The sequence below is a fragment of the Frigoribacterium sp. ME-P-080 genome (assembly GCF_030209595.1).
Lineage (GTDB): Bacteria > Actinomycetota > Actinomycetes > Actinomycetales > Microbacteriaceae > Frigoribacterium.
The window spans coordinates 176,825-200,278 of the sequence record NZ_JARVRR010000010.1; the positions used below are offsets into that span (position 1 = coordinate 176,825).

The following is a 23,454-nucleotide window of genomic DNA, read 5'->3' on the forward strand; positions in this document are numbered from 1 at the left end:
ACGCGGCCCGGCCCGCCGGGGCGGGCAGCCGCCTCAGCCGCGGCGGGCGGCGTCGGCCTCGGCGGCCTTCGGGTCGACCACGTCGATGAGGCCGGACTGCGCCCACTCGAGCGCCCAGTCCGACTTCGCGACCTCGCTCGACTCGTCGGCGTAGGCCTCGACCAGCTCGCGCGCCTCGTCGTCGGTCGCGACCGAGGGGCCCGAGCCGAGCAGCGGCTCGTTGGCGGTCTCCTTCGTGAACCACACGGCGACGAGGCCGATCACGGCCGCGGCCATGAGGTAGAAGGCGGGGATGTCGTGGGCCCAGGAGAAGCCCTCGCCCTCGGCCCAGACGACCAGCGCCTCGGTGGCCAGGGGCGTGGTGCCGCCGAAGAGCGAGACGGACACGTTGAACGCGATGGCCAGTGCGCCGTAGCGGATGATCGTCGGGAACAGCGCGGGCAGCGTCGACGGCATGGTCGACGTGAACGTGACGAGCACCAGGCCGAGCACCAGCAGGCCGACGAAGACGAGCGGCGTGCTCTCGGACTGCACGAGCTTGAGCGCCGGCCACGACAGCACCAAGAATCCGATGCAGCCGGCGAACAGGACCGGTCGACGGCCGAACCGGTCGCTCAGGCGTCCGCTGAACGTGATGACGATCATCATCAGCACCATCACGACGATGACGAGCAACAGCCCCGTGGTCGCACTGCGGCCCAGCGTGTTGGTGAGGTAGGTCGGCATGTACGACAGCAGCATGTAGTCGGTCACGTTGAAGACGAGCACCAGACCGATGCAGACGATCAACGCCCGCCAGTTCTCGGCGAAGAGCTTCACGAGGGGCACCTTGACGTGCTCGCGACCGGCGGCTTCTTCTTGCTGCTTCTGGAAGGCCGGCGTCTCTTCGAGCTTGAGGCGCAGGTAGAGCCCGATCAGGCCGAGCGGTCCGGCGATCAGGAACGGGATGCGCCAGCCCCAGGCGAGCAGCGCCTCCTCGCTCATGCCGAGCTGCAGGCCGGTGACCAGCGAGGCACCGAGCACGTAGCCGGCGAGCGTGCCGAACTCGAGCCACGAGCCCATGAAGCCGCGGCGCTTGTCGGGCGAGTACTCGGCGATGAACGTGGCCGCGCCTCCGTACTCACCGCCGGTCGAGAAGCCCTGCAGGAGGCGCGCCAACAGCAGCAGGACGGGCGCCCAGAGGCCGATGGTCGCGTACGACGGGATGAGGCCGATGGCGAGCGTCCCCGCCGCCATCAGGATCATCGTGAGCGCGAGCACCTTCTGGCGTCCGATGCGGTCGCCGAGCGGGCCGAAGAAGGCGCCGCCGATCGGGCGCACGATGAACGCGGCGGTGAACGTGCCGAAGGTGAACAGGATGTTGAGCGCGTCGTTGCCCGGCGGGAAGAACACCTGGGCGATCGTCGTCGTGATGTAGGCGTAGACGCCGAAGTCGAACCACTCCATGGCGTTTCCGAGGGCTGCGGCGCTGACCGCGCGCTTGAGCAGACCCTCTTCGACGACGGTGACGTCGTCGGTGGTCAGGCTGCGGCGGGCGGGCTTCTTGCTGTCGTTCTTCTTGGCTGACATCGGGTGAGGCCTCCAGGTCGTCGGGCGGTGGCAGTCGACCCCAGCGTCGGCAAAAAACCCGTCGAGCCTAACAGAACCGCCATGTCAGTACCAGTGCAGGGCGTGCAGGCGTGCAGCCACCGCAGCGCGCAGGAGGCGCGGTGGCGGTCCACGAAGAGCCCTCGCGGGGGTGCGTACACTGGTCGGAGTCCCACAACCAGGCACCTCCCCACCGACACGGTGCCGTCCACAGAACCGGAGAAGACCATGCCGTCAGCGATGCCCGAGAAGCCCGCCCTCGAAGGACTCGAGGCCCGTTGGGGTCAGGTCTGGGAGGCCGGCGGCACCTACCGCTTCGACCGCACCGACGCGACCCGCGCCTCCGTGTTCTCGGTCGACACCCCGCCGCCGACGGCGTCGGGCAGCCTGCACATCGGTCACGTGTTCAGCTACACGCACACCGACGTCAAGGCCCGGTTCGAGCGCATGCGCGGCAAGCGCGTGTTCTACCCGATGGGATGGGACGACAACGGACTGCCCACCGAGCGTCGCGTGCAGAACTTCTACGGTGTGCGCTGCGACCCGTCGCTGTCCTACGACGCCGACTTCACCCCGCCCTTCGAGGGGGGTGACAACAAGTCGTCGAAGGCCGCCGACCAGGTGCCGATCTCGCGCCGCAACTTCATCGAGCTGTGCGAGCGGCTCACCGTCGAGGACGAGAAGCAGTTCGAGGACGTCTGGCGGAAGCTCGGCCTCTCGGTCGACTGGACCCAGAGCTACCGCACCATCGACGACGACTCGCAGGCCATCGCCCAGAAGGCGTTCCTCCGCAACCTGGCCCGCGGCGAGGCCTACCAGGCCGACGCCCCCACGCTCTGGGACGTCACGTTCCGCACGGCCGTGGCGCAGGCCGAGCTCGAGGACAAAGAGATGCCCGGGGCCTACCACAAGCTCGCGTTCCACCGCACCGACGGTCAGGGCGACGTGCTGATCGACACCACGCGGCCCGAGCTGCTGCCGGCCTGCGTGGCCCTCGTCGCGCACCCCGACGACGAGCGCTACCAGGCGCTGTTCGGCACGACCGTCCGGTCGCCGTTGTTCGACGTCGAGGTGCCGGTGGTGGCCCACCACCTCGCACAGCCCGACAAGGGCTCGGGCATCGCCATGGTCTGCACCTTCGGCGACACCAACGACGTGGTCTGGTGGCGCGAGCTGCAGCTGCCGAACCGTGCCGTGATCGGCTTCGACGGCCGCTTCGTCAGCGAGGCCCCCGAGGCCATCACGTCCGAGGCGGGGCGCGCCTCCTATGCGCAGCTGGCCGGCAAGACGGTCTTCAGCGCCAAGCAGTCCGTGGTCGAGCAGTTGACCGCGTCGGGTGAGCTCGTGGGCGAGATCCGCAAGATCTCGCACCCGGTCAAGTTCTTCGAGAAGGGCGACAAGCCGCTCGAGATCGTGTCGACGCGTCAGTGGTACATCGTCAACGGCGCCCGAGACGAGCAGCTCAAGGGTTCGCTCCTCGAGCGCGGCGGTGAGGTGGCCTTCCACCCCGACTTCATGCGCGTCCGCTACGACAACTGGGTCAACGGCCTCAACGGCGACTGGCTGATCTCGCGCCAGCGCTTCTTCGGCGTGCCCATCCCGGTCTGGTACCCGCTCGACGGCGACGGCAACCCCGTCTTCGACCAGGTGATCGTTCCCACCGAGGCGCAGCTCCCCATCGACCCGGCGTCCCAGGCCGCCCCCGGCTACGACGAGTCGCAGCGGGGCGTGCCCGGCGGATTCGTCGGCGAGGTCGACGTCATGGACACCTGGGCGACCTCGTCGCTCACCCCGCAGCTGGCCGGCGGATGGGAGCGCGACCCCGAGCTGTTCGACCTCGTGTTCCCGTACGACGTGCGCCCCCAGGGGCAGGACATCATCCGCACCTGGCTCTTCTCGACGATGCTGCGGTCGCAGCTCGAGTCGGGCACCGTGCCGTGGAAGAACGCGTCGATCTCGGGCTTCATCGTCGACCCCGACCGCAAGAAGATGTCGAAGTCGAAGGGCAACGTGGTGACCCCGGCCGCCATGCTCGACGACCACGGCTCGGACTCGGTGCGCTACTGGGCGGCGTCGAGCCGCCTGGGCACCGACGCGGCGTTCGACCCCCAGAACCCCAAGCAGATCAAGATCGGTCGCCGTCTGGCGATCAAGGTGCTCAACGCCGCCAAGTTCGTGTACTCGTTCGAGCTGCCGTCGGGTGAGTTCGAGATCACCCAGCCGCTCGACCGCGACCTCCTCGCATCCTTCGCCGCCGTGATCGAGACCGCGACCGAGGCGCTCGAGGGCTACGACCACGCCCGGGCGCTCGAGACGACCGAGAAGTTCTTCTGGACGTTCTGCGACGACTACCTCGAACTCGTGAAGGAGCGCGCCTACGGCGCCACCACGCCGGCCGAACAGGCCTCGGCCGTGCTCGCGCTGCGCACGGTGCTCGAGGGCCTGCTGCGTCTGCTCGCGCCCTACCTGCCGTTCGCGACCGAAGAGGTCTGGTCCTGGACGCACGACGACTCGGTGCACCGGGCCGCGTGGCCGACGGTCGACGAGCTCGGACTCTCCGAGGGCGAGACCTCGTCCGGCCTCGTCGGGCTCGTCGGGCAGGCACTGATCTTCGTCCGGCGGGCGAAGTCGGACGCCAAGGCCTCGCAGAAGACCCCGGTGGCCTCGGCCGTCATCACGGGCCCCTCGGCCCAGCTCGACCTCGTGAAGCTCGCGGCGGGAGACCTCGCTGCGGTCGGCAAGATCGCCGAGCTGTCCTTCGCCGAGGGTGACGAACTGGCGGTCGGCGACATCGTGTTCGCCGAGGTGCCGACCGACGCCGGCGCTGCTGCCGCTCCGGCCCCGACGGCGGGTGCCTGATGCAGCTCGGCACGCGGTGGAGCGTCGAAGGCGCGGCTCCGGCCGAGCTGCCCGCCGCGGTCCTCGGGGCGGTCGCCCAGGTCGAGCGTGAACTCTCCGACCAGGGCGTCGACGCCACGTCGTGGCGCTGGACGCTGACCTGGCTCGAGCGTCGCCCCGTCGTCGAACTCGACGACGGCACGGTCATCCGGGTCGACGCCGTCACCGGCGAGGCCCGCATCCACGAGCCCGTCGACGCCGAGGGCGACGACGACTGAACCGGCCCGTCCTCGGAGCCACGACGTGCCGCTCACCTCTCGAGGTGAGCGGCACGTCGCCTCCACCGGGGAGGTCGTGAGCCGTCAGGCGCGGGCGAGCAGCTCGCCGTGCGGCATGATCAACCAGCCGTCGGGGGCGTCACGCCACGAGCGCCAGGCGTCGGCGATCGCGTGCAGTTCGTCGTGCGTCGCGGCGTCCTTCTCGATCGCGTCGGCGTAGAACGCCGACTCCGTCGCGCGGGCCGCCCAGCTGTCGCCCCACCACGTGCGGTCCTCGTCGGACGCGAAGCACCACACGGAGGCGCTGCTCGCCACGTCGACGAAGCCCGCCTCGAGCGCCCACCCCTTGAGGCGCCTCCCGGCGTCGGGTTCTCCGCCGTTGCCCCGGTGCACGGTCTGGTAGACGTCCATCCACCGGTCGAGACCCGGGTTCTCGGGTGCCCAGACGCAGCCGTGGTAGTCGACGTCGCGGACGGCGACGACTCCCCCGGGCCGCGCCACCCGGCGCATCTCGCGCAGGGCGGCGACCGGGTCGCCGACGTGCTGCAGGACCTGGTGCGCGTGCACCACGTCGAAGGCGTCGTCGTCGAACGGCAGGGCGAACAGGTCGGCGGTCTCGAAGTGGACGTTGTGGAGCCCCGCCCCGACCGCGAGCGACGTCGCCTGCTCGACGATGCCGGCGGCGGCGTCGATGCCGATCACGCGACCGGGCGCGACGCGGCCGGCGATGTCGACGGTGATGGTCCCCGGCCCCGACCCGACGTCGAGGACGCTGACCCCGGGCACGAGGTGCGGCTCGAGGTACGCGGCCGAGTTCTCGACCGTCCGCCACGCGTGGCTGCGCAGCACGCTCTCGTGGTGGCCATGGGTGTACCGGGCAGGCGTCTCGGGGCGTTCGCTCATGCGGCGACCCTAGCGCGCCTCCTAGTGTGGGCTGATGACGAACCCGTTCCTCTCCCCCAGCACGCTGCCGTACTCCCTGCCGCCGTTCGCGAGCATCACCGACGACGACTACGGCCCCGCGTTCGACGCCGGGTTCGCCGAACAGCTGGCCGAGGTCGAGGCGATCGCGACCGACCCGGCCGAGCCGACCTTCGAGAACACGGTCGCCGCCCTCGAACGCAGCGGCGCCATCCTCACCCGTGTCCAGCACGTCTTCTTCAACAAGACCTCGTCGGACTCGACCGAAGCCACCGACGCCCTCGAACTCGAACTCGCCCCGCGGCTCGCGGCGCACGCCGACGCGATCCGACTCGACCCGCGGCTCTTCGCCCGTCTCCGCAGCGTGCACGAGCGCCGCGACGCCCTCGACCTGACCGCCGAGCAGCGCTACCTCGTCGAGCGGCTCGTCGCCGAGGCCACCCGCTCGGGAGCCGCCCTCGCCGACGACGACAAGGTCCGCCTCCGCGACCTCAACGGCCGGCTCTCCACCCTGTCCACGAGGTTCGAGAAGAACCTGCTGGCCGACACGAACGACCTCGCCGTCGTGGTCGACGACGTCGCCGAACTCGACGGACTCGACGCCGGGGCGATCGCGGCCGCCGCCGAGGCGGCCCGAGAGCGAGGGCTCGAGGGCCGCTACGTCATCACGCTCGTCCTCTTCAGCGGGCACCCCTACCTGGCGAGCCTGACCGACGAGGGACTCCGCGATCGGATCATGCAGGCGTCGCTCTCGCGTGGACGGCGCGGAGGCGACCACGACAACCGCGAACTCGTCCTCGAGATCGCCCGGCTGCGCGCCGAGCGGGCCGAACTGCTCGGCTTCGCGTCGCACGCCGCCTACGTCACGGCGGGCGAGACCGCGGGCACCCCCGGGGCGGTGGCCGACCTGCTCGGGCGACTGGCGCCTCCTGCCGCCCGGAACGCCCGCGCCGAGCAGGCCGAACTCGAGCGCGTCGCCGGCCGGACGATCCGGGCCTCGGACTGGGCCTTCTACACCGAACGGGTGCGCGCCGAGGAGCACGACGTCGACACGGCCGCGATGCGCCCGTACTTCGAGGCCGAGCGCGTGCTGCAGGACGGCGTCTTCTTCGCCGCGGGGCTGCTCTACGGCCTGCGGTTCGCCGAACGCGCCGACCTGACGGGCTACCACCCCGACGCGCGGGTCTTCGAGGTGACCGACGCCGACGGCGGCGACGTCGGCCTCTACGTCCTCGACCTCTACACGCGCGACAGCAAGCGCGGCGGCGCCTGGATGAACCCGCTCGTCTCGCAGTCGTCGCTCACCGGGCTGCCCACCGTCGTGGTGAACAACCTCAACGTCCCGAAGCCGCCGGCCGACCAGCCGACCCTCCTCACGCTCGACGAGGTGACCACGTTCTTCCACGAGTTCGGGCATGCCCTGCACGGTCTCGTCGCCCGGGTGACCTACCCGAGCTTCTCGGGCACCAACGTCTTCCGCGACTTCGTCGAGTTCCCCAGCCAGGTGAACGAGATGTGGATGCTCTGGCCGGAGGTGCTCGCGAACTACGCCGTTCACCACGAGACCGGCGACCGGCTGCCGCAACGACTGGTGGACGCCCTCCTCGCCTCCCAGGGCTTCAACCAGGGTTTCGAGACGAGCGAGTACCTCGCGGCGGCCCTGCTCGACCAGGCCTGGCACGCCCTCTCGTCGGCCGAGGCCGCGGCGGTCACCGACGTCGAGGCGTTCGAGCAGGAGGCGCTGGCCGCGGTCGGCCTCGACCTCGCGTCGGTCCCCACCCGCTACTCGAGCACGTACTTCGCGCACACCTTCTCGGGGGGCTACGACGCCGGCTACTACTCGTACATCTGGAGCGAGGTGCTCGACGCCGACACGGTCGAGTGGTTCGAGCAGAACGGCGGGCTGACCCGCGACAACGGCGACCGGTTCCGCGCACGCCTGCTGGGCGTCGGCGGCGCGAAGGACCCCCTCGAGGCCTACCGCGACTTCCGTGGGCGGGACGCCCGCGTCGAGCCGCTGCTCGCGCGGCGCGGCCTCGCCTGACACGAGAACGCCCCGGCCGAACCGGCCGGGGCGTTCTGACGTCGCTGCTAGGCGGACTTCTCGGTGCGCTGCTCGACGAGGCGCGGCACGATCGTGGGCGCGGCGTTCTCGAGCACCGACGCCCGCGTGATGACGACGCGCCCGACGGTGTCGTCGGACGGGACGTCGAACATGATCGGCCCGAGGACCTCTTCGAGGATGGCGCGGAGACCACGGGCACCGGTCTGGCGCAGGACGGCCAGGTCGGCGATCGCCTCGAGGGCGCCGCGATCGAACTCGAGCTCGACCCCGTCGATCTCGAACATGCGCTGGTACTGCCGCACGAGGGCGTTCTTGGGCTCGGTGAGGATCTGCATCAAGGCCGTCTGGTCGAGCTGCGTCACCGTGGTCACCACGGGCAGACGGCCGATGAACTCGGGGATCAGACCGAACTTGTGCAGGTCTTCGGGCAGGACCTCGCTGAAGAGGGCCGCCTCGTCCTCTTTGCTGTGCAGCGGGGCGCCGAAGCCGATGCCGCGCTTGCCGGCGCGGTTCGAGATGATGTCCTCGAGTCCGGCGAACGCCCCGGCGACGATGAACAGCACGTTGGTCGTGTCGACCTGGATGAATTCTTGGTGGGGGTGCTTGCGGCCACCCTGCGGCGGCACCGAGGCCACGGTGCCCTCGAGGATCTTGAGGAGTGCCTGTTGCACGCCCTCGCCCGAGACGTCTCGCGTGATGGACGGGTTCTCGGCCTTGCGGGCGATCTTGTCGATCTCGTCGATGTAGATGATGCCGGTCTCGGCCCGCTTGACGTCGTAGTCCGCAGCCTGGATCAGCTTCAGCAGGATGTTCTCGACGTCTTCGCCGACGTAACCCGCCTCGGTCAGGGCCGTGGCGTCGGCGACGGCGAACGGCACGTTGAGTCGCTTGGCTAGGGTCTGGGCCAGGTAGGTCTTGCCGCAGCCGGTCGGGCCGATCAAGAGGATGTTCGACTTCGAGATCTCGACCTCGTCGGCCAGCGACTCGGCGGCCGTGAGGGTGGAGGCGGCACGGATCCGCTTGTAATGGTTGTAGACGGCCACGGACAGCGCACGCTTCGCCGCGTCCTGACCGATCACGTACTCTTCGAGGAACGAGTAGATCTCGCGGGGCTTGGGCAGGTCGAACTCGCTCGCGGGTTCGTCGCCGGCCTCGGCGAGGCGCTCTTCGATGATCTCGTTGCAGAGCTCGACGCATTCGTCGCAGATGTAGACGCCGGGACCGGCGATCAGCTGCTGGACCTGCTTCTGGCTCTTGCCGCAGAACGAGCATTTGAGCAGATCGGCACTCTCACCTATGCGCGCCATGCTCGGCCTCCCTGATTGGCTGAGGTCATCGACCGGGACCGGTCGTCGTGTGGGACGAGCCTAACCCGATCCGCCGACACTCACGGACCGACCCGGGGGGTTCGAGCACATCCGCGGTGGTGGCGGACGGACGCCGGGGCGTCCGTCCGCCCGTCGACACGACGACGGCCCCGGGCGGGCGCCCGGGGCCGTCGTCGTCGTGCCGTGGTCAGCGCGTGAGCGCCGCCGGCTGGTTCTTGCGCGAACCCAGGACCTGGTCGACGAGACCATAGTCGAGGGCCTCCTGCGCTCCGAGGATGTTGTCGCGCTCGATGTCGCGGTTCACCTGCTCGGGCGTCTTGTTCGAGTGCTTCGACAGGGTCTCTTCGAGCCAGGTGCGCATGCGGAGCACCTCGGCGGCCTGGATCTCGATGTCCGAGGCCTGGCCGCCGCTGCTGCCACCGGTCGCGGGCTGGTGGATCAGCACGCGGGCGTTGGGCAGGGCGAGACGCTTGCCGGGCTGACCCGCGGCGAGCAGGACGGCCGCGGCCGAGGCGGCCTGACCGAGGCACACCGTCTGGATCTCGGGACGGATGTACTGCATCGTGTCGTAGATGGCCGTCATGGCCGTGAACGAGCCACCGGGCGAGTTGATGTACAGCGTGATGTCGCGGTCGGGGTCCATGCTCTCGAGCACGAGCAGCTGGGCCATGATGTCGTCGGCCGAGGCGTCGTCGACCTGCACGCCGAGGAAGACGATGCGGTCTTCGAACAGCTTCGCGTACGGGTCCTGACGCTTGTAACCGTAGGCCGTGCGCTCTTCGAAGCTGGGCAGGATGTACCGGGAGCTGGGGGTCTGCACTCGACCCGCGCCACCCATCATCGGGAGTTCCATGAGTTCTTCTCTTTCTCGTTCTGACGAAGGGGCGGAGGGCCTAGGCCTGGTCGGTGCCGGCGCCGCCGACGACGTCGGTGGCCGAGCCGCGGATGTGGTCGACGAAGCCGTACTCGAGGGCCTCCTCGGCGGTGAACCAGCGGTCGCGGTCGCCGTCTTCGTTGATCTGCTCGACGGTCTTGCCCGTCTGTGCGGCCGTGATCTCGGCCAGTCGACGCTTCATCGAGAGGATGAGCTGCGCCTGCGTCTGGATGTCCGACGAGGTGCCGCCGAACCCGCCGTGCGGCTGGTGCAGCAGGACACGCGCGTTCGGCGTGATGTAGCGCTTGCCCTTGGTGCCGGCCGTCAGGAGCAGCTGGCCCATCGAGGCGGCCATGCCGATGCCGACGGTGACGATGTCGTTCGGAACGAACTCCATGGCGTCGTAGATCGCCATGCCCGCCGTGATCGACCCGCCGGGCGAGTTGATGTAGAGGTAGATGTCCTTCTCGCTGTCTTCCGCAGCGAGCAGCAGCAGTTTCGCGGCGATCTCGTTGGCGTTCTCGTCGCGGACCTCAGAGCCGAGCCAGATGATCCGGTCTTTGAGCAGTCGGTCAAAAACACTGTTGGGCAGTGTCACGTCGGCCATGGTGGAGCTCCCATTCGTTGTCGCTTGTCGTCGAATCTATCGGAGCCAACGCACGGGTTCCGGGCTGTTCGCCCACGGCAGATACCGCGCCTCCCCGGCCTCGTCGGGGGCCCGTCTACGAGCCCGGGAGGCGCGGTGCCGGGAACGACGGAGGGCCGGGAACGACGGAGGGCCGGGAACGACGGAGGGCCGGGTGCGCACTCGCACCCGGCCCTCTCGGACGTGACGGGTCAGCCGACCCGCCGCTCTCGCTTACGCGTGGTCGTGACCCGCGTGGTCGTCGTCGTCGCCGCCGACGCCGGCGGTCGCCGTGAAGGCGGACAGGTCGACCGAGTCGCCCTTGCCGTCGACGACCTTGGCCTTGCTGAGCACGACCGCGAGGGCCTTGCTGCGGGCGACCTCGCCGACCATGGCGGGGATCTGGCCGTTCTGGTCGAGGACCTTGATGAACTCGCCGGGCTCCATGCCGTACTGCGCCGCACCCTGGATGAGGTACTGCGTCAGTTCGTCCTGCTCGACCTTGACGGCCTCTTTCTCGGCGATGGCGTCGAGGAGGATCTGGTTGCGGAAGGCCTTCTCGCTGCTCTCCTTCACCTCGGCGCGGTGCTCGTCGTCCTCGAGGCGGTTCTCCTGCTCGAGGTGACGGTGCACCTCGTCCTCGACGAGCTTCTCGGGGACGGGGATCTCGACGGCCTCGAGCAGCTTCTCGACGACCTGGTCGCGTGCCTGGGCACCCTGACCGAAGGTCTTCGACTTGGCGAGCTGCTCTTTCAGGTCGCCCTTGAGCTCGTCGATCGTGTCGAACTGGCTGGCGATCTGGGCGAAGTCGTCGTCGGCCTCGGGCAGCTCGCGCTCCTTGACGGCCGTGACGTCGACGGCGATGAGGGCGGTCTCGCCCTCGCGGTCCCCGCCGAGCAGCTTCGACTCGAAGGTGGTGCTCTCACCGGCGGTGAGGGACTCGAGGGCCTCGTCGATGCCCTCGATCAGCTCGCCCGAGCCGAGCTCGTACGAGATGCCCTTGGCGGTGTCGACGACGTCGTCGCCGATGGTGGCCGTCAGGTCGATCTGCGCGAAGTCACCCGTGGTGGCGGGGCGGTCGACGGTGACCAGCGTGCCGAAACGGGTACGCAGGTTAGTCAGCTCTTCGGCGATCTCGTCGTCGGTGATGTCGACCGTGTCGACCGTCAGCTCGAGGCCGTCGTACTCGGGCAGGTCGAAGTCGGGACGCACGTCGACCTCGACGGCGATCTTCAGGTCGCCAGAGAAGTCCTTGACGTTCGGCCACTCGACCACGTCGGCCTCGGGACGGCCGAGGACGCGGATCTCGGTCTCGGTCACGGCCTCGCGGTAGAACTTGTCGAGGCTCTCGCTGACGGCGTGGTTCAACACCTCTTCACGACCGACGCGCTGGTCGATGATGGGCGGCGGCACCTTGCCCTTGCGGAACCCGGGGATGTTGACCGACTCGGCGATGTGACCGTAGGCGTGCGTGACGCTGGGCTTGAGCTCGTCGGGGGTGACGACGATGTTGAGCTTGACGCGCGTGGGGCTGAGCTTCTCAACCGTGGTCTGGACCAATGTGGGGCTTCTCCTGTGTTGGTGGCGCTGAACTCACATCCGAGACAGCAGGTAGACGATCGTCGGGGCGACAGGACTCGAACCTGCGATCTTCCGCCCCCAAAACGGACGCGCTAGCCACTACGCTACGCCCCGTGTATCAGCCTGGAACCGGCCGGCACGCGTGATCCCCGTTGAGGTCGGGTACGTGAAGGCCGCGTCGAGTCTAGCCGACACCGAGGGGCCGTGACTGAGCGACCTCGTCGGATGCCTTATGCTGGTCTCACCCGTGCGGCCAGGCCGCTCACGGGGATGTAGCTCAATGGTAGAGCCTCAGTCTTCCAAACTGATCACGCGGGTTCGATTCCCGTCATCCCCTCTGTGTTTATTTGACGCCTCCGGCGTCTGGCGCCGGGGGCGCCTCGAATGACATCTTCTCCGCGCCCTGCATGCAGGCGTCGGCGTCGGCGCAGGCGCTCTTCAGGGGTCTCTCGGCCAGCTCGGGGGGAAGTCGTGCTGGCGGATGATTTTTCCCGGCGCGACGTGACCCAAGATGGCCACATGAGACGCGCGACGTTCGCACGGGTCGCGCTGGTCGGTGCGGTCGTGGCCACCCTGGCGGCCGGGTGCGCCGCCCCACCGACCGAGGCGACCAGCGCCTCCGGGTCCGGGTCCGGCGCGATCGCGCAGGCCGCGGCCGGGCCCGGCGTGGCCGTGGCACCCACCTCGGGCGGGGTGCGGGTCGCGATCGTCGGCGACTCGCTCACGGCCGGCGGAGGTCGCCTGCTGAGCGAGGGGCTCACCGCCGACACCTGGATGACCTACGCCCAGGGCGACGGCGTCGACTACGTCGGCGGCTACGCGAAGGGCGGCTCGACCGTGCAGGAACAGGCCGCCGCGGTGCGGCCCGTCGCCGACGTCGACGTCCTGGTCCTGATGTCGGGCACGAACGACGTGCGCCTCGGCACGAGCTTCGCCGAGTCCGCCTCGTCGTACGACGCCATCGTCGACACGATCCGGCCGGAGCACGTCGTCGTGGCCGCGATCCCGCCCTACGACCGTGCCCCCCGGGCCGCGGCCCGGTACGAGGCACAGCTCGAACGCTACGTCGCCGACAAGGGGTGGACCTTCACCGACCCCTGGGGGTTCGCGCGGGCGGGCGACGTCTTCGCCGCCGGCACGACCGTCGACGGCATCCACCCCACGACGGCCGGGTACGAAGCCGTCGGCCACGCCTTGCGCGACGTCGTCCTCGACGTCGCCGGCTCCCGGGTCGTCGCCCCCCAGGCGGACTCCCCCGCCGACCCGGCCGACACCCCTCCGGGCACGACCAGCTGACGACGCCCGTCCTCGACCTCAGCCGCCCGGTCAGGGGCGCGATGCCGACGCGGGGGACGCGTCGACTCAGTGCTGCAGGAAGGCCAGCACGGCGAGCACCCGGCGGTGGTCGGTGCCGCTGTCCTCCAGCAGGAGCTTCTGGAAGATCGAGGTGACGTTCTTCTCCACCGCGCCCGTTCCGATGACCAGTTCGGCCGCGATGGCGGCGTTCGTGCGACCCTCGGCCATCAGCGTCAGGACCTCCCGCTCCCGCGGCGTAAGCGCGGCGAGCGGATCGCTGCGACGGCCCAGCAACTGCGAGACGACCTGCGGGTCGAGGACCGTGCCGCCGTCGGACACCCGCCCGAGCGCGTCACGGAACTCGTCGAACGAGGCGATGCGGTCCTTGAGCAGGTAGCCGACGCCGCCCGAGCCCGCTTCGAGCAGGTCGCGGGCGTAGGCCACCTCGACGTACTGCGACAGCAGCAGGATGCCGAGGTCGGGCCGACGGCGTCGCGCCTCGATCGCGGCCCGGACGCCCTCGTCGGTGTGGGTCGGCGGCATGCGGACGTCGAGCACGGCGATGTCGGGACGGACCTCGTCCAGGTCGGCCAGCAACGAGTCGGCGTCGCCGTACGCCCCGACGACGTCGACCCCGATCTCGTCGAGGAGTCGGACGAGCCCCTCCCGCAGCAGCACCGAGTCGTCGGCGACGACGACACGGAGGGGCTGACGGGAGGGGCTCTCGAGACTCACGCGTCCAGACTACGGGCGCGGCCCACGGACTACGGTCGCGCGGGCGGCCCGGCCGGCGGGTCGAGCGGCCCGTCGGGCAGCACGGCGTCGGACAGCGGCTCGGTCACGGCCGTCGACGAGAACGGCGGCAGCGGCTCGGTCGGCAGCGGCAGCGTCGGGTTGCTCGGCACCTCGATCGTCATCGGGATGCTCACCGTGACGATGGTCGGCCCGCCCTGCGGGCTGCTGATGTCGAGGAAGCCGCCGAGGCCCACCAGGCGCTCCTGCACCCCGGCGAGACCGTGGCCGTCGCGCAGGCCGGCGCCGCCGCGCCCGTCGTCGGTCACGACGAGTTCGAGCAGGGTGCCGATGCCGTCGGGAGCCTGCCTCGTGCGCAGCACGAGGTCGGCGCTGGCCGCCCCGGCGTGCTTGCCCGTGTTCGTCACCAGTTCGGACGCGATGAAGTACGCGTTGCGCTCGATGTCGCTCGGGATCACGACGTGCGCGGGCACCCGGTCGAGCATCGTGGTGGGCACCACCGAGCGGTCGACGAGCGACTCGAGCGCCGCCACGAGGCCCCGGTCCATCAACAACGGAGGCGCGAAACCGCGGGACAGGGCACGCAGCTCCTCGAGGGCCTCGCGGGACTGGACCCGCGCCTCCTCGATGAGGGTCTTGCTCTTCTCGGGGTCGGTGTCGACGGCGCGGGACGCCGCGGCGAGGTCCATCTGCAGACGCACCAGACGCTGTTGCGGTCCGTCGTGGATGTCGCGCTCGAGCCGGCGGAGGGCCGTGCCCTCGGCCGACAGGGCCGCCGTGCGCGAGATCTCGCGATCGGCGAGCTCGACCTCGAGTTGCTCGCTGCGGAACCCCCCGAGCATGACGGCGGCGATCGCCTGGTGCATGACCACGAACCCGTGCACGACGTAGGGATAGACGAGCACGACGCCCGCGAAGAGCGCGAGGGCGAGGACGACGAGCACCGCGCCTCCGCCGTTGCCGATCGCGGACGCCCAGTTGAAGGTGTCGAACGGCGGCAACGCCCGGAAGACGAGCACGACCCCCAGGACGGCGAGCACCGGGCCGGCCAGCAAGCTGACGAGGACGAAGGTCGTGAAGCCCGCGACGATCGGGAAGACCACGACGCCGTAGAGCAGGTACAGCCAGTAGTGCGGGTTGGCGAAGACGGAGACCGCCCGCACGAAGCGGTTCGTGGACCGACCCCATGCGGTGTTGGGAGTCCAGTCGACGGGTCGGATCGGACGGTCGCTGGCCCAGCCCAGGCGGAGCACCTCGAAGGTGCCGAACCACCGGGCGATCCACAGCGCGCCGAAGACGACGATCGCGAGGAAGACGAGGGTGAACAACGAGTCGCTCGACCCGCTGACCGTGTGCAGGAACAACGAGGCGGCCACCGTCACGATGACGACGAGCACCGCCGACAGGGCGACGTAGCCGAGTTCACGGGGCAGTTCGCGCCAGCGTCGTCGGTAGCCGCCGGGGCGGGGCGGGGGCGAGAGGTAGGGGTTGGCGGCGGTGATGGTGGTCTCCTGGATCATGCCTTCGAGCCTGGTCCGAACGGGGCGTCCACCCCATGGTGCCAGCGCCCGGACCGCCGGTGGGGTTATCCCCCCTCACGACCCGTGGTGAGGTGAGGCTGGCCTAGGTGAGCCGAGCCTCAGCTTGCTTGCGGAATTCTCCCAGACGTCTAGCGTTGCCTCCATCGTCTAGGAAAGGACCACGTCATGACCGACATCACCCGCACCGTCCCCCAGGGTTCCGTCGACCCCGACGTCGCCGCCGGCGTCGCCCAGTTCCTCAGCCAGATCGTCACCGACATGACGGCCCTGTCGGTCAACGGCAAGCAGGCCCACTGGCACGTGCGCGGCATCGCGTTCGTCGCCGTCCACGAACTCATCGACGTGGTCGTCGACCACGCCCGCGAGTGGGCCGACCTCGCCGCCGAGCGCGTCGTCGCCCTCGGCCTGCCGGTCGACGGTCGCATCGAGACCGTCGCGGCCAAGACGGTCATCCCCCCGACCTCCCCCGGCTTCAACCAGATCGACGTCACCATCGCCGAGCTGGTCGCCCAGATCGACGCCTCTCTCGTCGCCGTCCGCGAGGCCATCGACGAGCTCGGCGAGCTCGACGCCTCGAGCCAGGACGTCGCGATCGAGATCTCGCGGGGCCTCGAGAAGGACCGCTGGTTCCTCGCCGCGCACGTCGCCGGCTGACCTCTCCGCCAGACGGACGAAGGCCGCCACCCCGCACGGGGTGGCGGCCTTCGCCGTGTCGGGTCGACGCCGCCTCGTCAGAGCGTGCGGTGCGTCCACCGACCCGCCAGGACCGTGCCGACGACGGGCATCCGGCGCAGCTGGTCGTCCGACGCGGCGAGCGGATCGACCTCGGTGACCACGAGATCGGCGACGGAGCCGACCTCGACCGTGGCTCGACCGCCCGTCGAGGCGGCGAGCGCCGCCGAGGCGACCAGTCGCTGTTCGGGGTGCCACGCCTCGCGTCCGTCGCGCGAGCGCGAGATCGCCGCGGCCATCGCCACCCAGGGATCGAGCGGGGCGACCGGCGCATCCGAACCGAGCTGCAGGCGGACGCCGGCGTCGACGAGGCTCTCGAAGACGTAGGCACGCTCGGAGCGGCCCACCCAGAGCCGGTCGACGACGTCGCGGTCGTCCATGGCGTGTTCGGGCTGCACGCTGGCCACGATGCCGAGGCGCGCGAACCGGTCGACGTCGTGCAGGTCGAGCAGTTGGGCGTGCTCGATGCTGCCCCCGCAGCCGACCAGCTCGAGGGCGTCCAGCGCCTGGGCGTTCGCGGCGTCGCCGATCGCGTGCACGGCCGGGACGAGTCCCGCCGAGGAGGCGCGGCGCAGCCACCCGACGAGTTCGTCGGTCTCGTAGATGCGCACCCCCCGAGCAGCCGGGTCGCCCTCGAGCCCGGGGTACGGGTCGTGGCACCACGCGGTGCGGGTGCCGAGCGAGCCGTCGGTGATGATCTTGAACGGCCCCATGGTGACGAGGCCCTCGGTGCCCGGGACCACGTCGCCGGTGCGCAGCCCGCGGGCGACGACGGCGTCGAGGTCGCGGGGGTAGACCCCGGGACGGATGCGGAGGCCCCGCGTGCCTCCGGCCACCCGACGTGTCCAGCGGTCGAGCGACAGCGTCATCTCGAGGTCGACGACGCCGACGACCCCCCGTGCGGCGGCCGCGTCGACGGCCTCGGCGACCCACCCGTCGAGCTGGTCGTCCGGTACGACGCTCACCGCGGCGCTGACGTCGAAGGCCGGCTGCTCGCGCAGCAGGCCGGTCGGGTGGTCGGCGTGGCCGTGACGGGCCAGGGCGGACGAGTCGAGCCAGACGGAGTGCAGGTCGTTGCTCACGAGGACGACCGGCACGTCACCGGCCACCGAGTCGAGGAGCGCGCGGCTCGGGGCATCGGGCCAGAGGGCGTCCTGGAAGCCGTAGCCGACGAGGGTCCCGCCCGCCTCGACCGGCTCGACGCGCAGGCGCTCCCCCACGATCGAGGCTGCCTCGGCGGCGGACCGTGCCCGCGACAGGTCGAGTCGTCGGCGCACCAACGCCCACTGGTCCATGTGGACGTGGGAGTCCCAGAGGCCCGGGGCGAGCCAGCGGCCGTCGAGGTCGACCACCTCGGCACCGTCGGGAGCGGGACCGGACGCGAGCGCGACGACCCGGCCACCCTCGAGCAGGACGTCCACGGGAGCGGGCCCGCCGCCGACCAGGCGGGCGCCCGTCAGGAGCGTGCGCCGCGCCTCCTCGGCCCGGGTGCCTGCGTCGACCGTCATCGGTCGCGCACCCGACGCATCTCGGCGGCGAGCGCCGGCTGCGCGTACTGCTCGCCGTGCTCGAGCTCGTCCACGATGCGGTCGACCACCTCGGGTGCCTTGTTCTGGCTCAGCTTGGCGCGGGCGTCGAACCGGGTCACGCGCAGCCGGATGCCGACGGTGCCCTTCGCGACCCGGCGAGAGCCCTCGTCGTCGAGGGTGAGGGTCGAGGGCTCGGGCATGACGCGCTCGAAGTGGTCGACGAGCTCGCCCAGCACGCGGAAGTTCTCGTCGTCCGAGAGGATCTCGGGGGTGCCCCAGAGGTGCGCCGTGACGTGGTTCCAGGTGGGGATGATCTGCTCGGCCGGGTACCAGCCGGGTGAGACGTAGCCGTGCGGGCCCTGGACGATCACCATGACCTCGTGCTCGCCCAGTTCGTGCGAGCGCTCGTCCGGACGACCGACGTGGCTGACGAGCACGATGGCCCCCGGGTCGGCGTCGTCCTGCTCGAGCACGACGGGGTAGTGCGACGCGACGAGACCGGCCGCCGTGTGCGACACGATCGTCGCCCACGGGTTCTCGTGGATCAGCCTCTTGACCTCGTCGACGTCGGACAGGACGAACGTGGGGGTGTGCCGCATGCGGTCAAGTCTGGTCGGTCGGGCACCAGTACAGCTTGCGACCCGCGGCCATCTCCATCACGACGTTCGTCCCGCAGACCCGGCAGGGCAGACCCTCGCGATGGTAGACCCAGTGCCGGTCGGCCCGGCTGCGCAGGGCCTTGGCGTGCTGGGACTTGGTGAGACCGTCCATGGTCATCATCTGGCCGAGCTCCACGCCGCTCTTGAGCAGCTTCGTCCAGTCTTTGTAGAGGGCGCGCAGGACCTCTTCGGGAACCTGGTTGCCGGGAGTGTGCGGGTCGAGCCGGGCCCGGAACAGCAACTCGGCGCGGTAGATGTTGCCGATGCCGCTGACCACGCTCTGGTCCATCAGCAAGAGGCCGATAGGGGTGCGCTTCTTGCCCGCGATCGACACGAATCGGTCGGCGCCCTTCTTCGGCGAGTCGACGAGGGGGTCGGGACCGAGCTTGGCGATCGCCAGGTCGACCCCGGCCGCGTCGAGCACCTCGCACTTCGTCGGGCCGCGGAGGTCGCCGACCGCGGTGTCGGTCAGCAGCCGCACGCGCACCTGCCCGACGGGCTCGGGCGGGAACGAGTCGATGTCGTCCTCGGTCTTCTCCTGCTCGGCCATGCGCACGCGAGACCGGCGTGGCGCCCCGATGCTGGCCATCGAGTCCTCGCCGTCGTCGTCGGGGGCGTTCTCGGCCTTGCGGGTGGCCGCCCGGCGAGTCCGGGACTCGGCCATCGAATGGCCCGTGGCGATGGCGCCCGCGAAGTCCCACGCGCCATAGAGCCCGAGGTGCACGTGCAGCCACAGGCCGTTGTCGAACTCGAGGAACATCTGCTTGCCGACGGCCTTGGAGTCGACCATCGTGGCGCCGTCGAGCCTCGTCGCCCCGTCGGCGAACCGACCCTGGGGCGAACTCACCCGGACTCGGTGGCCGACGAAGCTCTGCTCGAACTGGTTGGCGATGCGGTGGACGGAATGGCCCTCGGGCACGGCGACACCTCTCTCGGTGGTCGATGGAACGGTCTCGGGCGTGACGCCGGAGACGACGGAGCGGCGAGGCCCCGGTCGGGGTCCCGCCGCTCTCGACGTTACGTCGTCAGTCGACCGGGTGACCGGCGATGGCGCCCGTGGTCTCGTACTCGCCGACCTGCGCGATGCGGCGCACGTGGCGTTCGTCGTGGCTGAACGGCTCGGCGACGAAGGCGTCGATGAACGCCAGGGCCTCGGCCTCGGTGTGCTGGCGCGCCCCGATCGCGATGACGTTCGCGTCGTTGTGCTGGCGGGCGAGCTTGGCGGTCGAGTCGTTCCAGACCAGGGCGGCACGGACGCCCTCGACCTTGTTCGCGGCGATCTGCTCGCCGTTGCCCGAGCCGCCGAAGACGACGCCCAGCGCCTCGTGGCCGGCACGCTGGTCGCGCACGGTCGCGCGGGCCGCCGCGATGCAGAACGACGGGTAGTCGTCGAGGGGCTCGTAGCTCGTCGGACCGTGGTCGGTCACGTCGTGGCCCGCGTCGGTGAGGTGCTGGATGACGGTCGTGCTGAAGTCGAGGCCGGCGTGATCGGTCGCCACGTGGATGCGCATGGAGACGATCCTACGACCGGCTCAGTCGAAGATCGGCCCGACCGTGCGCGTGCGCTTGATCTCGAAGAAGCCGGGGTACGAGGCCACGGCGACGACTCCGTCCCACAGCCGCAGCGCCTCCTCGCCCTTCGGCGCCGGAGAGATGACGGGGCCGAAGAAGGCGACGCCGTCGACCGAGATGACGGGCGTGCCGACGTCCTGGCCGACCCGGCCGATGCCGTCGAAGTGGCTGGCACGCATCTGCTCGTCGTACTCGTCGCCGTCCGCGTACCGCGCGAAGTCGGCGGGCAGTCCGACCTCGGCCACGGCACCGGCGACGACGACGTCGCCGTCCTTCTCGCCCTCGTGGTGGATGCGGGTGCCGAGGGCGTCGTAGAGCGGCTTGACGATCTGCTGACCGTGGAGTTCACCTGCGGCCGTGACGAGCCGCGTGTAGCGCAGCATGCGGGCGAAGTTCGCCTTGTACTCGTCGCTGACGTCGGCGTCCTCGTTGAGGACCGCGAGGCTCATCACGTGGAAGGTGACGTCGAGGTCACGGTGCTTCGCGACCTCGTCGACCCAGCGGCTGGTCATCCAGGCCCAGGGGCACGACGGGTCGAACCAGAAGTCGACGACGGTGTGGGACGCGGGAGCGGGGGTGTCGGTCATGCCCTCAGTCAACACCCCGGCGTCGTACAGCCGGTCTAGGCTCTCAGCGGACCACGAGTCCCCCCTCACCCCCCAGACGGATGGAGCCAGCGTGCCCGGAGAGAACCTCACCCGCGTCGAGGCGCAAGAGCGCAAGAACGTCGTCGACGTGCAGTCGTACGAGATCGCCCTCGACCTGACCCGCGGCGACGAGGTGTTCGGCAGCTCGACCACCGCGCGCTTCACCGCCACCCCCGGAGCGTCGACCTTCATCGACGCGCTCACCCGCACCGTGCACTCGGTGACCCTCAACGGCACCGCGCTCGACGTCGACGCGGTCTCCGACGGCGTGCGCATCCAGCTGGCCGAGCTGGCCGCCGAGAACGTGCTCGAGGTCGTCGCCGATGCCGAGTACACCAACACCGGCGAGGGCCTGCACCGGTTCGTCGACCCGGTCGACGGCGAGGTCTACCTCTACTCGCAGTTCGAGGTGCCCGACAGCCGCCGCGTCTTCGCGGTCTTCGAGCAGCCCGACCTCAAGGCGACGTTCCAGTTCACGGTCACCGCACCCACACGCTGGCAGGTCGTCAGCAACCAGCCCACGCCCGAACCCGTCGTCGACGGTGAGACCGGCACCTGGACCTTCTCGCCCACGCCCGTGCTCTCGAGCTACGTCACGGCGATCATCGCCGGCCCGTACGACGTGGTCCGCAGCGACCTCACCAGTTCCGACGGCCGCACGATCCCGCTCGGCATCTTCACGCGCCGATCCCTCACCGAGTACCTCGACGCCGACTACATCTTCGAGAAGACCCGTCAGGGCTTCGCCTACTACGAAGAGAAGTTCGACTACGCGTACCCCTTCGACAAGTACGACCAGCTCTTCGTGCCCGAGTTCAACGCCGGTGCCATGGAGAACGCGGGTGCCGTCACCTTCGTCGAGACCTACGTCTTCCGCAGCAAGGTGACCGACGCCATCAAGGAACGCCGCGTCGTCACGATCCTCCACGAGCTCGCGCACATGTGGTTCGGCGACCTCGTCACGATGAAGTGGTGGAACGACCTCTGGCTGAACGAGTCGTTCGCCGAGTGGGCCTCGACCATCTCGACCGCCGAGGCGACCGAGTGGACCGAGGCCTGGACCACCTTCCAGGCGATGGAGAAGAGCTGGGCCTACCGCCAGGACCAGCTGCCGTCGACGCACCCCGTCGTCGCCACGATCAACGACCTCGAGGACGTCCAGGTCAACTTCGACGGCATCACCTACGCCAAGGGCGGGTCGGTGCTCAAGCAGCTCGTCGCCTGGGTGGGCATCGACGCCTTCTACGCCGGCGTCGCCGCGTACTTCAAGAAGCACCACCACTCGAACACCGAGCTGAGCGACCTGCTCGTCGAACTCGAGGCCACCTCGGGCCGCGAGTTGACCAGCTGGTCGAAGCTCTGGCTCGAGACCGCGGGCGTCAACACGTTGCGTCCCGAGCTCGAGGTCGACGAGAACGGCGTGATCACCTCGTTCGCCGTGCTCCAGGAGGCGGCCGCCGACCACCCCACCATCCGCCCGCACCGCCTCGCCATCGGCCTCTACGCCCTGCAGGGCGACGCCCTGGTCCGCACCGACCGCGTCGAGATCGACGTGGACGGCACCCGTACCGAGGTCCCCGAGCTGGTCGGCCTGAACCGCGGCGACCTCGTGCTGATCAACGACGACGACCTCGCCTACGCGAAGATCCGACTCGACGAGGTGTCGCTCGCCACGGCCATCGCCCACCTCTCGAAGATCTCGAACCCGCTGGCCCGCGCCCTCGTCTGGGGCTCGGTCTGGGACGCGACGCGCGACGCCGAGACCTCGGCCTCGGACTACGTGCGTCTCGTGCTCGACAACATCGCGACCGAGACCGAGTCGACGACGATCCGCACCACGCTCTCACAGCTGCTGCAGACCGCCCGCAGCTACGTCGCCCCCGCGCGCCGCACCTCCACGATCACCGAGGTCGGCGACGGCCTCTGGGCCCTCGCCCAGGGTGCCGAGGCCGGGTCGGACGCCCAGTTCCAGTTCGTCACCTTCTTCGCCGCGATCGCGTCGACCGAGACCCACCGGGAGGCGCTGGCCGGCCTGCTCGACGGATCGCTCGCTCTCAAGGGCCTCACCGTCGACACCGACCTGCGCTGGCAGCTGCTCGAGGGCCTCGTGCTCGTCGGCGGTGCCGGTGAGGCCGAGATCGACGCCGCCCTCGCCGAGGACAACACGGCGAACGGCGCCCAGGCCGCCGCGCGGGCCCGCGCGACGATCGCGACCACCGAGGGCAAGCTCGCCGCCTTCGCGTCGGTCGTCGACAGCGCCGAGCAGCCCAACGCCATCGTCCGGGCGACGACCCTCGGGTTCCAGCACACGAACGACCCGGCGATCCTGCAGCCGCTCGTCGAGCGCTACTTCTCGTCCCTCACCGGCATCTGGGAGTCGCGCAGCTACCACATCGCCGACACCCTCGTCTCGGGGCTGTACCCGGCCGGCCTCGCCGACCAGGCCCTCGTCGACGCGTCGTACGCGTGGCTCGAGGCGAACCCCGAGACGCCGGCCCTGCGCCGCATCGTGAGCGAGAGCGTCGCGGGCGTCGAGCGGGCCCTGCGGGTGCAGGCGGTCGACCAGCAGTAGTCGTGCCCCGGGTCGCGCGACGACCCGACGACCGACCCGGACGGCGGGCCCTCTCA

General features: G+C 70.2%; 19 protein-coding genes and 2 tRNA genes. 7 read left to right on the forward strand and 14 right to left on the reverse strand.

Annotation, left to right across the window (positions count from 1 at the left end):
* Positions 1 to 33: 33 nt before the first annotated feature.
* Positions 34 to 1,569 (reverse strand): glycine betaine/L-proline transporter ProP, encoded by a 1,536-nt coding sequence (gene proP, locus QRN23_RS14985; protein WP_285063974.1) that lies wholly within the window; start codon positions 1,567 to 1,569, stop codon positions 34 to 36.
* 258 nt (positions 1,570 to 1,827) lie between these two features.
* Here proP and valS point away from each other — a divergent pair, with 258 nt between their 5' ends.
* Both valS and QRN23_RS14995 read left to right on the forward strand, forming a co-directional pair.
* The gene (gene valS / locus QRN23_RS14990) at positions 1,828 to 4,446 is read left to right on the forward strand and encodes a valine--tRNA ligase (RefSeq protein ID WP_285063976.1); all 2,619 of its coding nucleotides are present in this window, start codon (positions 1,828 to 1,830) and stop codon (positions 4,444 to 4,446) included.
* Complete coding sequence (locus QRN23_RS14995; protein ID WP_285063977.1) at positions 4,446 to 4,703, forward strand: hypothetical protein; 258 nt, start codon at positions 4,446 to 4,448, stop codon at positions 4,701 to 4,703. The genes valS and QRN23_RS14995 overlap by 1 nt, the downstream gene beginning before the upstream one ends.
* 84 nt (positions 4,704 to 4,787) lie before the next feature.
* On the opposite strand, the gene QRN23_RS15000 is transcribed toward QRN23_RS14995, so the two are convergent.
* Complete coding sequence (locus tag QRN23_RS15000; RefSeq protein ID WP_159826923.1) at positions 4,788 to 5,606, reverse strand: methyltransferase domain-containing protein; 819 nt, start codon at positions 5,604 to 5,606, stop codon at positions 4,788 to 4,790.
* Between the two features lie 34 nt (positions 5,607 to 5,640).
* Here QRN23_RS15000 and QRN23_RS15005 point away from each other — a divergent pair, with 34 nt between their 5' ends.
* On the forward strand, positions 5,641 to 7,668 hold the full coding sequence (locus tag QRN23_RS15005; protein WP_285063978.1) for a M3 family metallopeptidase: 2,028 nt from the start codon (positions 5,641 to 5,643) through the stop codon (positions 7,666 to 7,668).
* Positions 7,669 to 7,715: 47 nt separating this feature from the next.
* Here the strand turns inward: QRN23_RS15005 and clpX are convergent, their stop codons facing one another.
* The 5 genes from clpX to QRN23_RS15030 all read right to left on the reverse strand — a co-directional run bounded on the left by clpX (position 7,716) and on the right by QRN23_RS15030 (position 12,211).
* A complete protein-coding gene (gene clpX / locus QRN23_RS15010; protein ID WP_285063979.1) occupies positions 7,716 to 8,996 on the reverse strand; it encodes an ATP-dependent Clp protease ATP-binding subunit ClpX in 1,281 nt (426 codons plus the stop codon).
* Between the two features lie 208 nt (positions 8,997 to 9,204).
* On the reverse strand, positions 9,205 to 9,870 hold the full coding sequence (locus QRN23_RS15015) for an ATP-dependent Clp protease proteolytic subunit (protein WP_056048376.1): 666 nt from the start codon (positions 9,868 to 9,870) through the stop codon (positions 9,205 to 9,207).
* A 40-nt stretch (positions 9,871 to 9,910) separates the two neighbouring features.
* Positions 9,911 to 10,498, reverse strand: coding sequence for an ATP-dependent Clp protease proteolytic subunit (locus QRN23_RS15020; protein WP_043597035.1), 588 nt, complete (start codon positions 10,496 to 10,498; stop codon positions 9,911 to 9,913).
* A 252-nt stretch (positions 10,499 to 10,750) separates the two neighbouring features.
* Positions 10,751 to 12,076, reverse strand: coding sequence for a trigger factor (tig, locus tag QRN23_RS15025; protein WP_056048379.1), 1,326 nt, complete (start codon positions 12,074 to 12,076; stop codon positions 10,751 to 10,753).
* Between the two features lie 62 nt (positions 12,077 to 12,138).
* Positions 12,139 to 12,211: transfer RNA gene (locus QRN23_RS15030), tRNA-Pro, on the reverse strand.
* A 152-nt stretch (positions 12,212 to 12,363) separates the two neighbouring features.
* Between QRN23_RS15030 and QRN23_RS15035 the strand changes: the two genes are divergently transcribed.
* Positions 12,364 to 12,434: transfer RNA gene (locus tag QRN23_RS15035), tRNA-Gly, on the forward strand.
* A 182-nt stretch (positions 12,435 to 12,616) separates the two neighbouring features.
* A complete protein-coding gene (locus QRN23_RS15040; protein WP_158612933.1) occupies positions 12,617 to 13,393 on the forward strand; it encodes an SGNH/GDSL hydrolase family protein in 777 nt (258 codons plus the stop codon).
* Between the two features lie 66 nt (positions 13,394 to 13,459).
* On the opposite strand, the gene QRN23_RS15045 is transcribed toward QRN23_RS15040, so the two are convergent.
* Together QRN23_RS15045 and QRN23_RS15050 are read right to left on the reverse strand one after the other, a co-directional pair.
* The gene (locus QRN23_RS15045) at positions 13,460 to 14,128 is read right to left on the reverse strand and encodes a response regulator transcription factor (protein ID WP_123571861.1); all 669 of its coding nucleotides are present in this window, start codon (positions 14,126 to 14,128) and stop codon (positions 13,460 to 13,462) included.
* Between the two features lie 29 nt (positions 14,129 to 14,157).
* Positions 14,158 to 15,666 carry a sensor histidine kinase gene (locus QRN23_RS15050; protein WP_285063983.1) on the reverse strand — a complete coding sequence of 503 codons (1,509 nt, stop codon included), beginning with the start codon at positions 15,664 to 15,666 and terminating at the stop codon, positions 14,158 to 14,160.
* Positions 15,667 to 15,852: 186 nt separating this feature from the next.
* Here QRN23_RS15050 and QRN23_RS15055 point away from each other — a divergent pair, with 186 nt between their 5' ends.
* Positions 15,853 to 16,341: a Dps family protein gene (locus QRN23_RS15055; RefSeq protein WP_043597026.1), complete on the forward strand. Its 489-nt coding sequence runs from the start codon at positions 15,853 to 15,855 to the stop codon at positions 16,339 to 16,341.
* Positions 16,342 to 16,418: 77 nt separating this feature from the next.
* Here the strand turns inward: QRN23_RS15055 and QRN23_RS15060 are convergent, their stop codons facing one another.
* The 5 genes from QRN23_RS15060 to QRN23_RS15080 all read right to left on the reverse strand — a co-directional run bounded on the left by QRN23_RS15060 (position 16,419) and on the right by QRN23_RS15080 (position 20,766).
* The gene (locus QRN23_RS15060; protein ID WP_285063984.1) at positions 16,419 to 17,927 is read right to left on the reverse strand and encodes an amidohydrolase; all 1,509 of its coding nucleotides are present in this window, start codon (positions 17,925 to 17,927) and stop codon (positions 16,419 to 16,421) included.
* Positions 17,924 to 18,547, reverse strand: coding sequence for an FMN-binding negative transcriptional regulator (locus tag QRN23_RS15065; RefSeq protein WP_277959958.1), 624 nt, complete (start codon positions 18,545 to 18,547; stop codon positions 17,924 to 17,926). The genes QRN23_RS15060 and QRN23_RS15065 overlap by 4 nt, the downstream gene beginning before the upstream one ends.
* A gap of 4 nt (positions 18,548 to 18,551) precedes the next feature.
* The gene (locus tag QRN23_RS15070; RefSeq protein ID WP_173152533.1) at positions 18,552 to 19,526 is read right to left on the reverse strand and encodes an Fpg/Nei family DNA glycosylase; all 975 of its coding nucleotides are present in this window, start codon (positions 19,524 to 19,526) and stop codon (positions 18,552 to 18,554) included.
* Positions 19,527 to 19,632: 106 nt separating this feature from the next.
* Positions 19,633 to 20,118, reverse strand: coding sequence for a ribose-5-phosphate isomerase (locus QRN23_RS15075; protein ID WP_043597130.1), 486 nt, complete (start codon positions 20,116 to 20,118; stop codon positions 19,633 to 19,635).
* A gap of 21 nt (positions 20,119 to 20,139) precedes the next feature.
* Positions 20,140 to 20,766, reverse strand: coding sequence for a DsbA family protein (locus QRN23_RS15080; RefSeq protein ID WP_200412965.1), 627 nt, complete (start codon positions 20,764 to 20,766; stop codon positions 20,140 to 20,142).
* Between the two features lie 91 nt (positions 20,767 to 20,857).
* On the opposite strand from QRN23_RS15080, the gene pepN reads away from it, so the two are divergent.
* The gene (gene pepN, locus QRN23_RS15085) at positions 20,858 to 23,398 is read left to right on the forward strand and encodes an aminopeptidase N (protein WP_285063986.1); all 2,541 of its coding nucleotides are present in this window, start codon (positions 20,858 to 20,860) and stop codon (positions 23,396 to 23,398) included.
* The last annotated feature ends 56 nt before the right edge of the window (positions 23,399 to 23,454 follow it).

Bases quoted from the DNA above. Each gene is read 5' to 3' on its own strand.
- QRN23_RS14995 (WP_285063977.1), top strand. From the start codon at position 4,446: ATGCAGCTCGGCACGCGGTGGAGCGTCGAAGGCGCGGCTCCGGCCGAG.
- valS (WP_285063976.1), top strand. From the start codon at position 1,828: ATGCCCGAGAAGCCCGCCCTCGAAGGACTCGAGGCCCGTTGGGGTCAG.
- QRN23_RS15080 (WP_200412965.1), bottom strand. From the start codon at position 20,766: ATGACCGACACCCCCGCTCCCGCGTCCCACACCGTCGTCGACTTCTGG.
- clpX (WP_285063979.1), bottom strand. From the start codon at position 8,996: ATGGCGCGCATAGGTGAGAGTGCCGATCTGCTCAAATGCTCGTTCTGC.
- QRN23_RS15020 (WP_043597035.1), bottom strand. From the start codon at position 10,498: ATGGCCGACGTGACACTGCCCAACAGTGTTTTTGACCGACTGCTCAAA.
- QRN23_RS15050 (WP_285063983.1), bottom strand. From the start codon at position 15,666: ATGATCCAGGAGACCACCATCACCGCCGCCAACCCCTACCTCTCGCCC.
- QRN23_RS15005 (WP_285063978.1), top strand. From the start codon at position 5,641: ATGACGAACCCGTTCCTCTCCCCCAGCACGCTGCCGTACTCCCTGCCG.
- QRN23_RS15060 (WP_285063984.1), bottom strand. From the start codon at position 17,927: ATGACGGTCGACGCAGGCACCCGGGCCGAGGAGGCGCGGCGCACGCTC.
- QRN23_RS15000 (WP_159826923.1), bottom strand. From the start codon at position 5,606: ATGAGCGAACGCCCCGAGACGCCTGCCCGGTACACCCATGGCCACCAC.
- QRN23_RS15040 (WP_158612933.1), top strand. From the start codon at position 12,617: ATGAGACGCGCGACGTTCGCACGGGTCGCGCTGGTCGGTGCGGTCGTG.
- QRN23_RS15015 (WP_056048376.1), bottom strand. From the start codon at position 9,870: ATGGAACTCCCGATGATGGGTGGCGCGGGTCGAGTGCAGACCCCCAGC.
- proP (WP_285063974.1), bottom strand. From the start codon at position 1,569: ATGTCAGCCAAGAAGAACGACAGCAAGAAGCCCGCCCGCCGCAGCCTG.
- QRN23_RS15075 (WP_043597130.1), bottom strand. From the start codon at position 20,118: ATGCGCATCCACGTGGCGACCGATCACGCCGGCCTCGACTTCAGCACG.
- QRN23_RS15055 (WP_043597026.1), top strand. From the start codon at position 15,853: ATGACCGACATCACCCGCACCGTCCCCCAGGGTTCCGTCGACCCCGAC.
- QRN23_RS15065 (WP_277959958.1), bottom strand. From the start codon at position 18,547: ATGCGGCACACCCCCACGTTCGTCCTGTCCGACGTCGACGAGGTCAAG.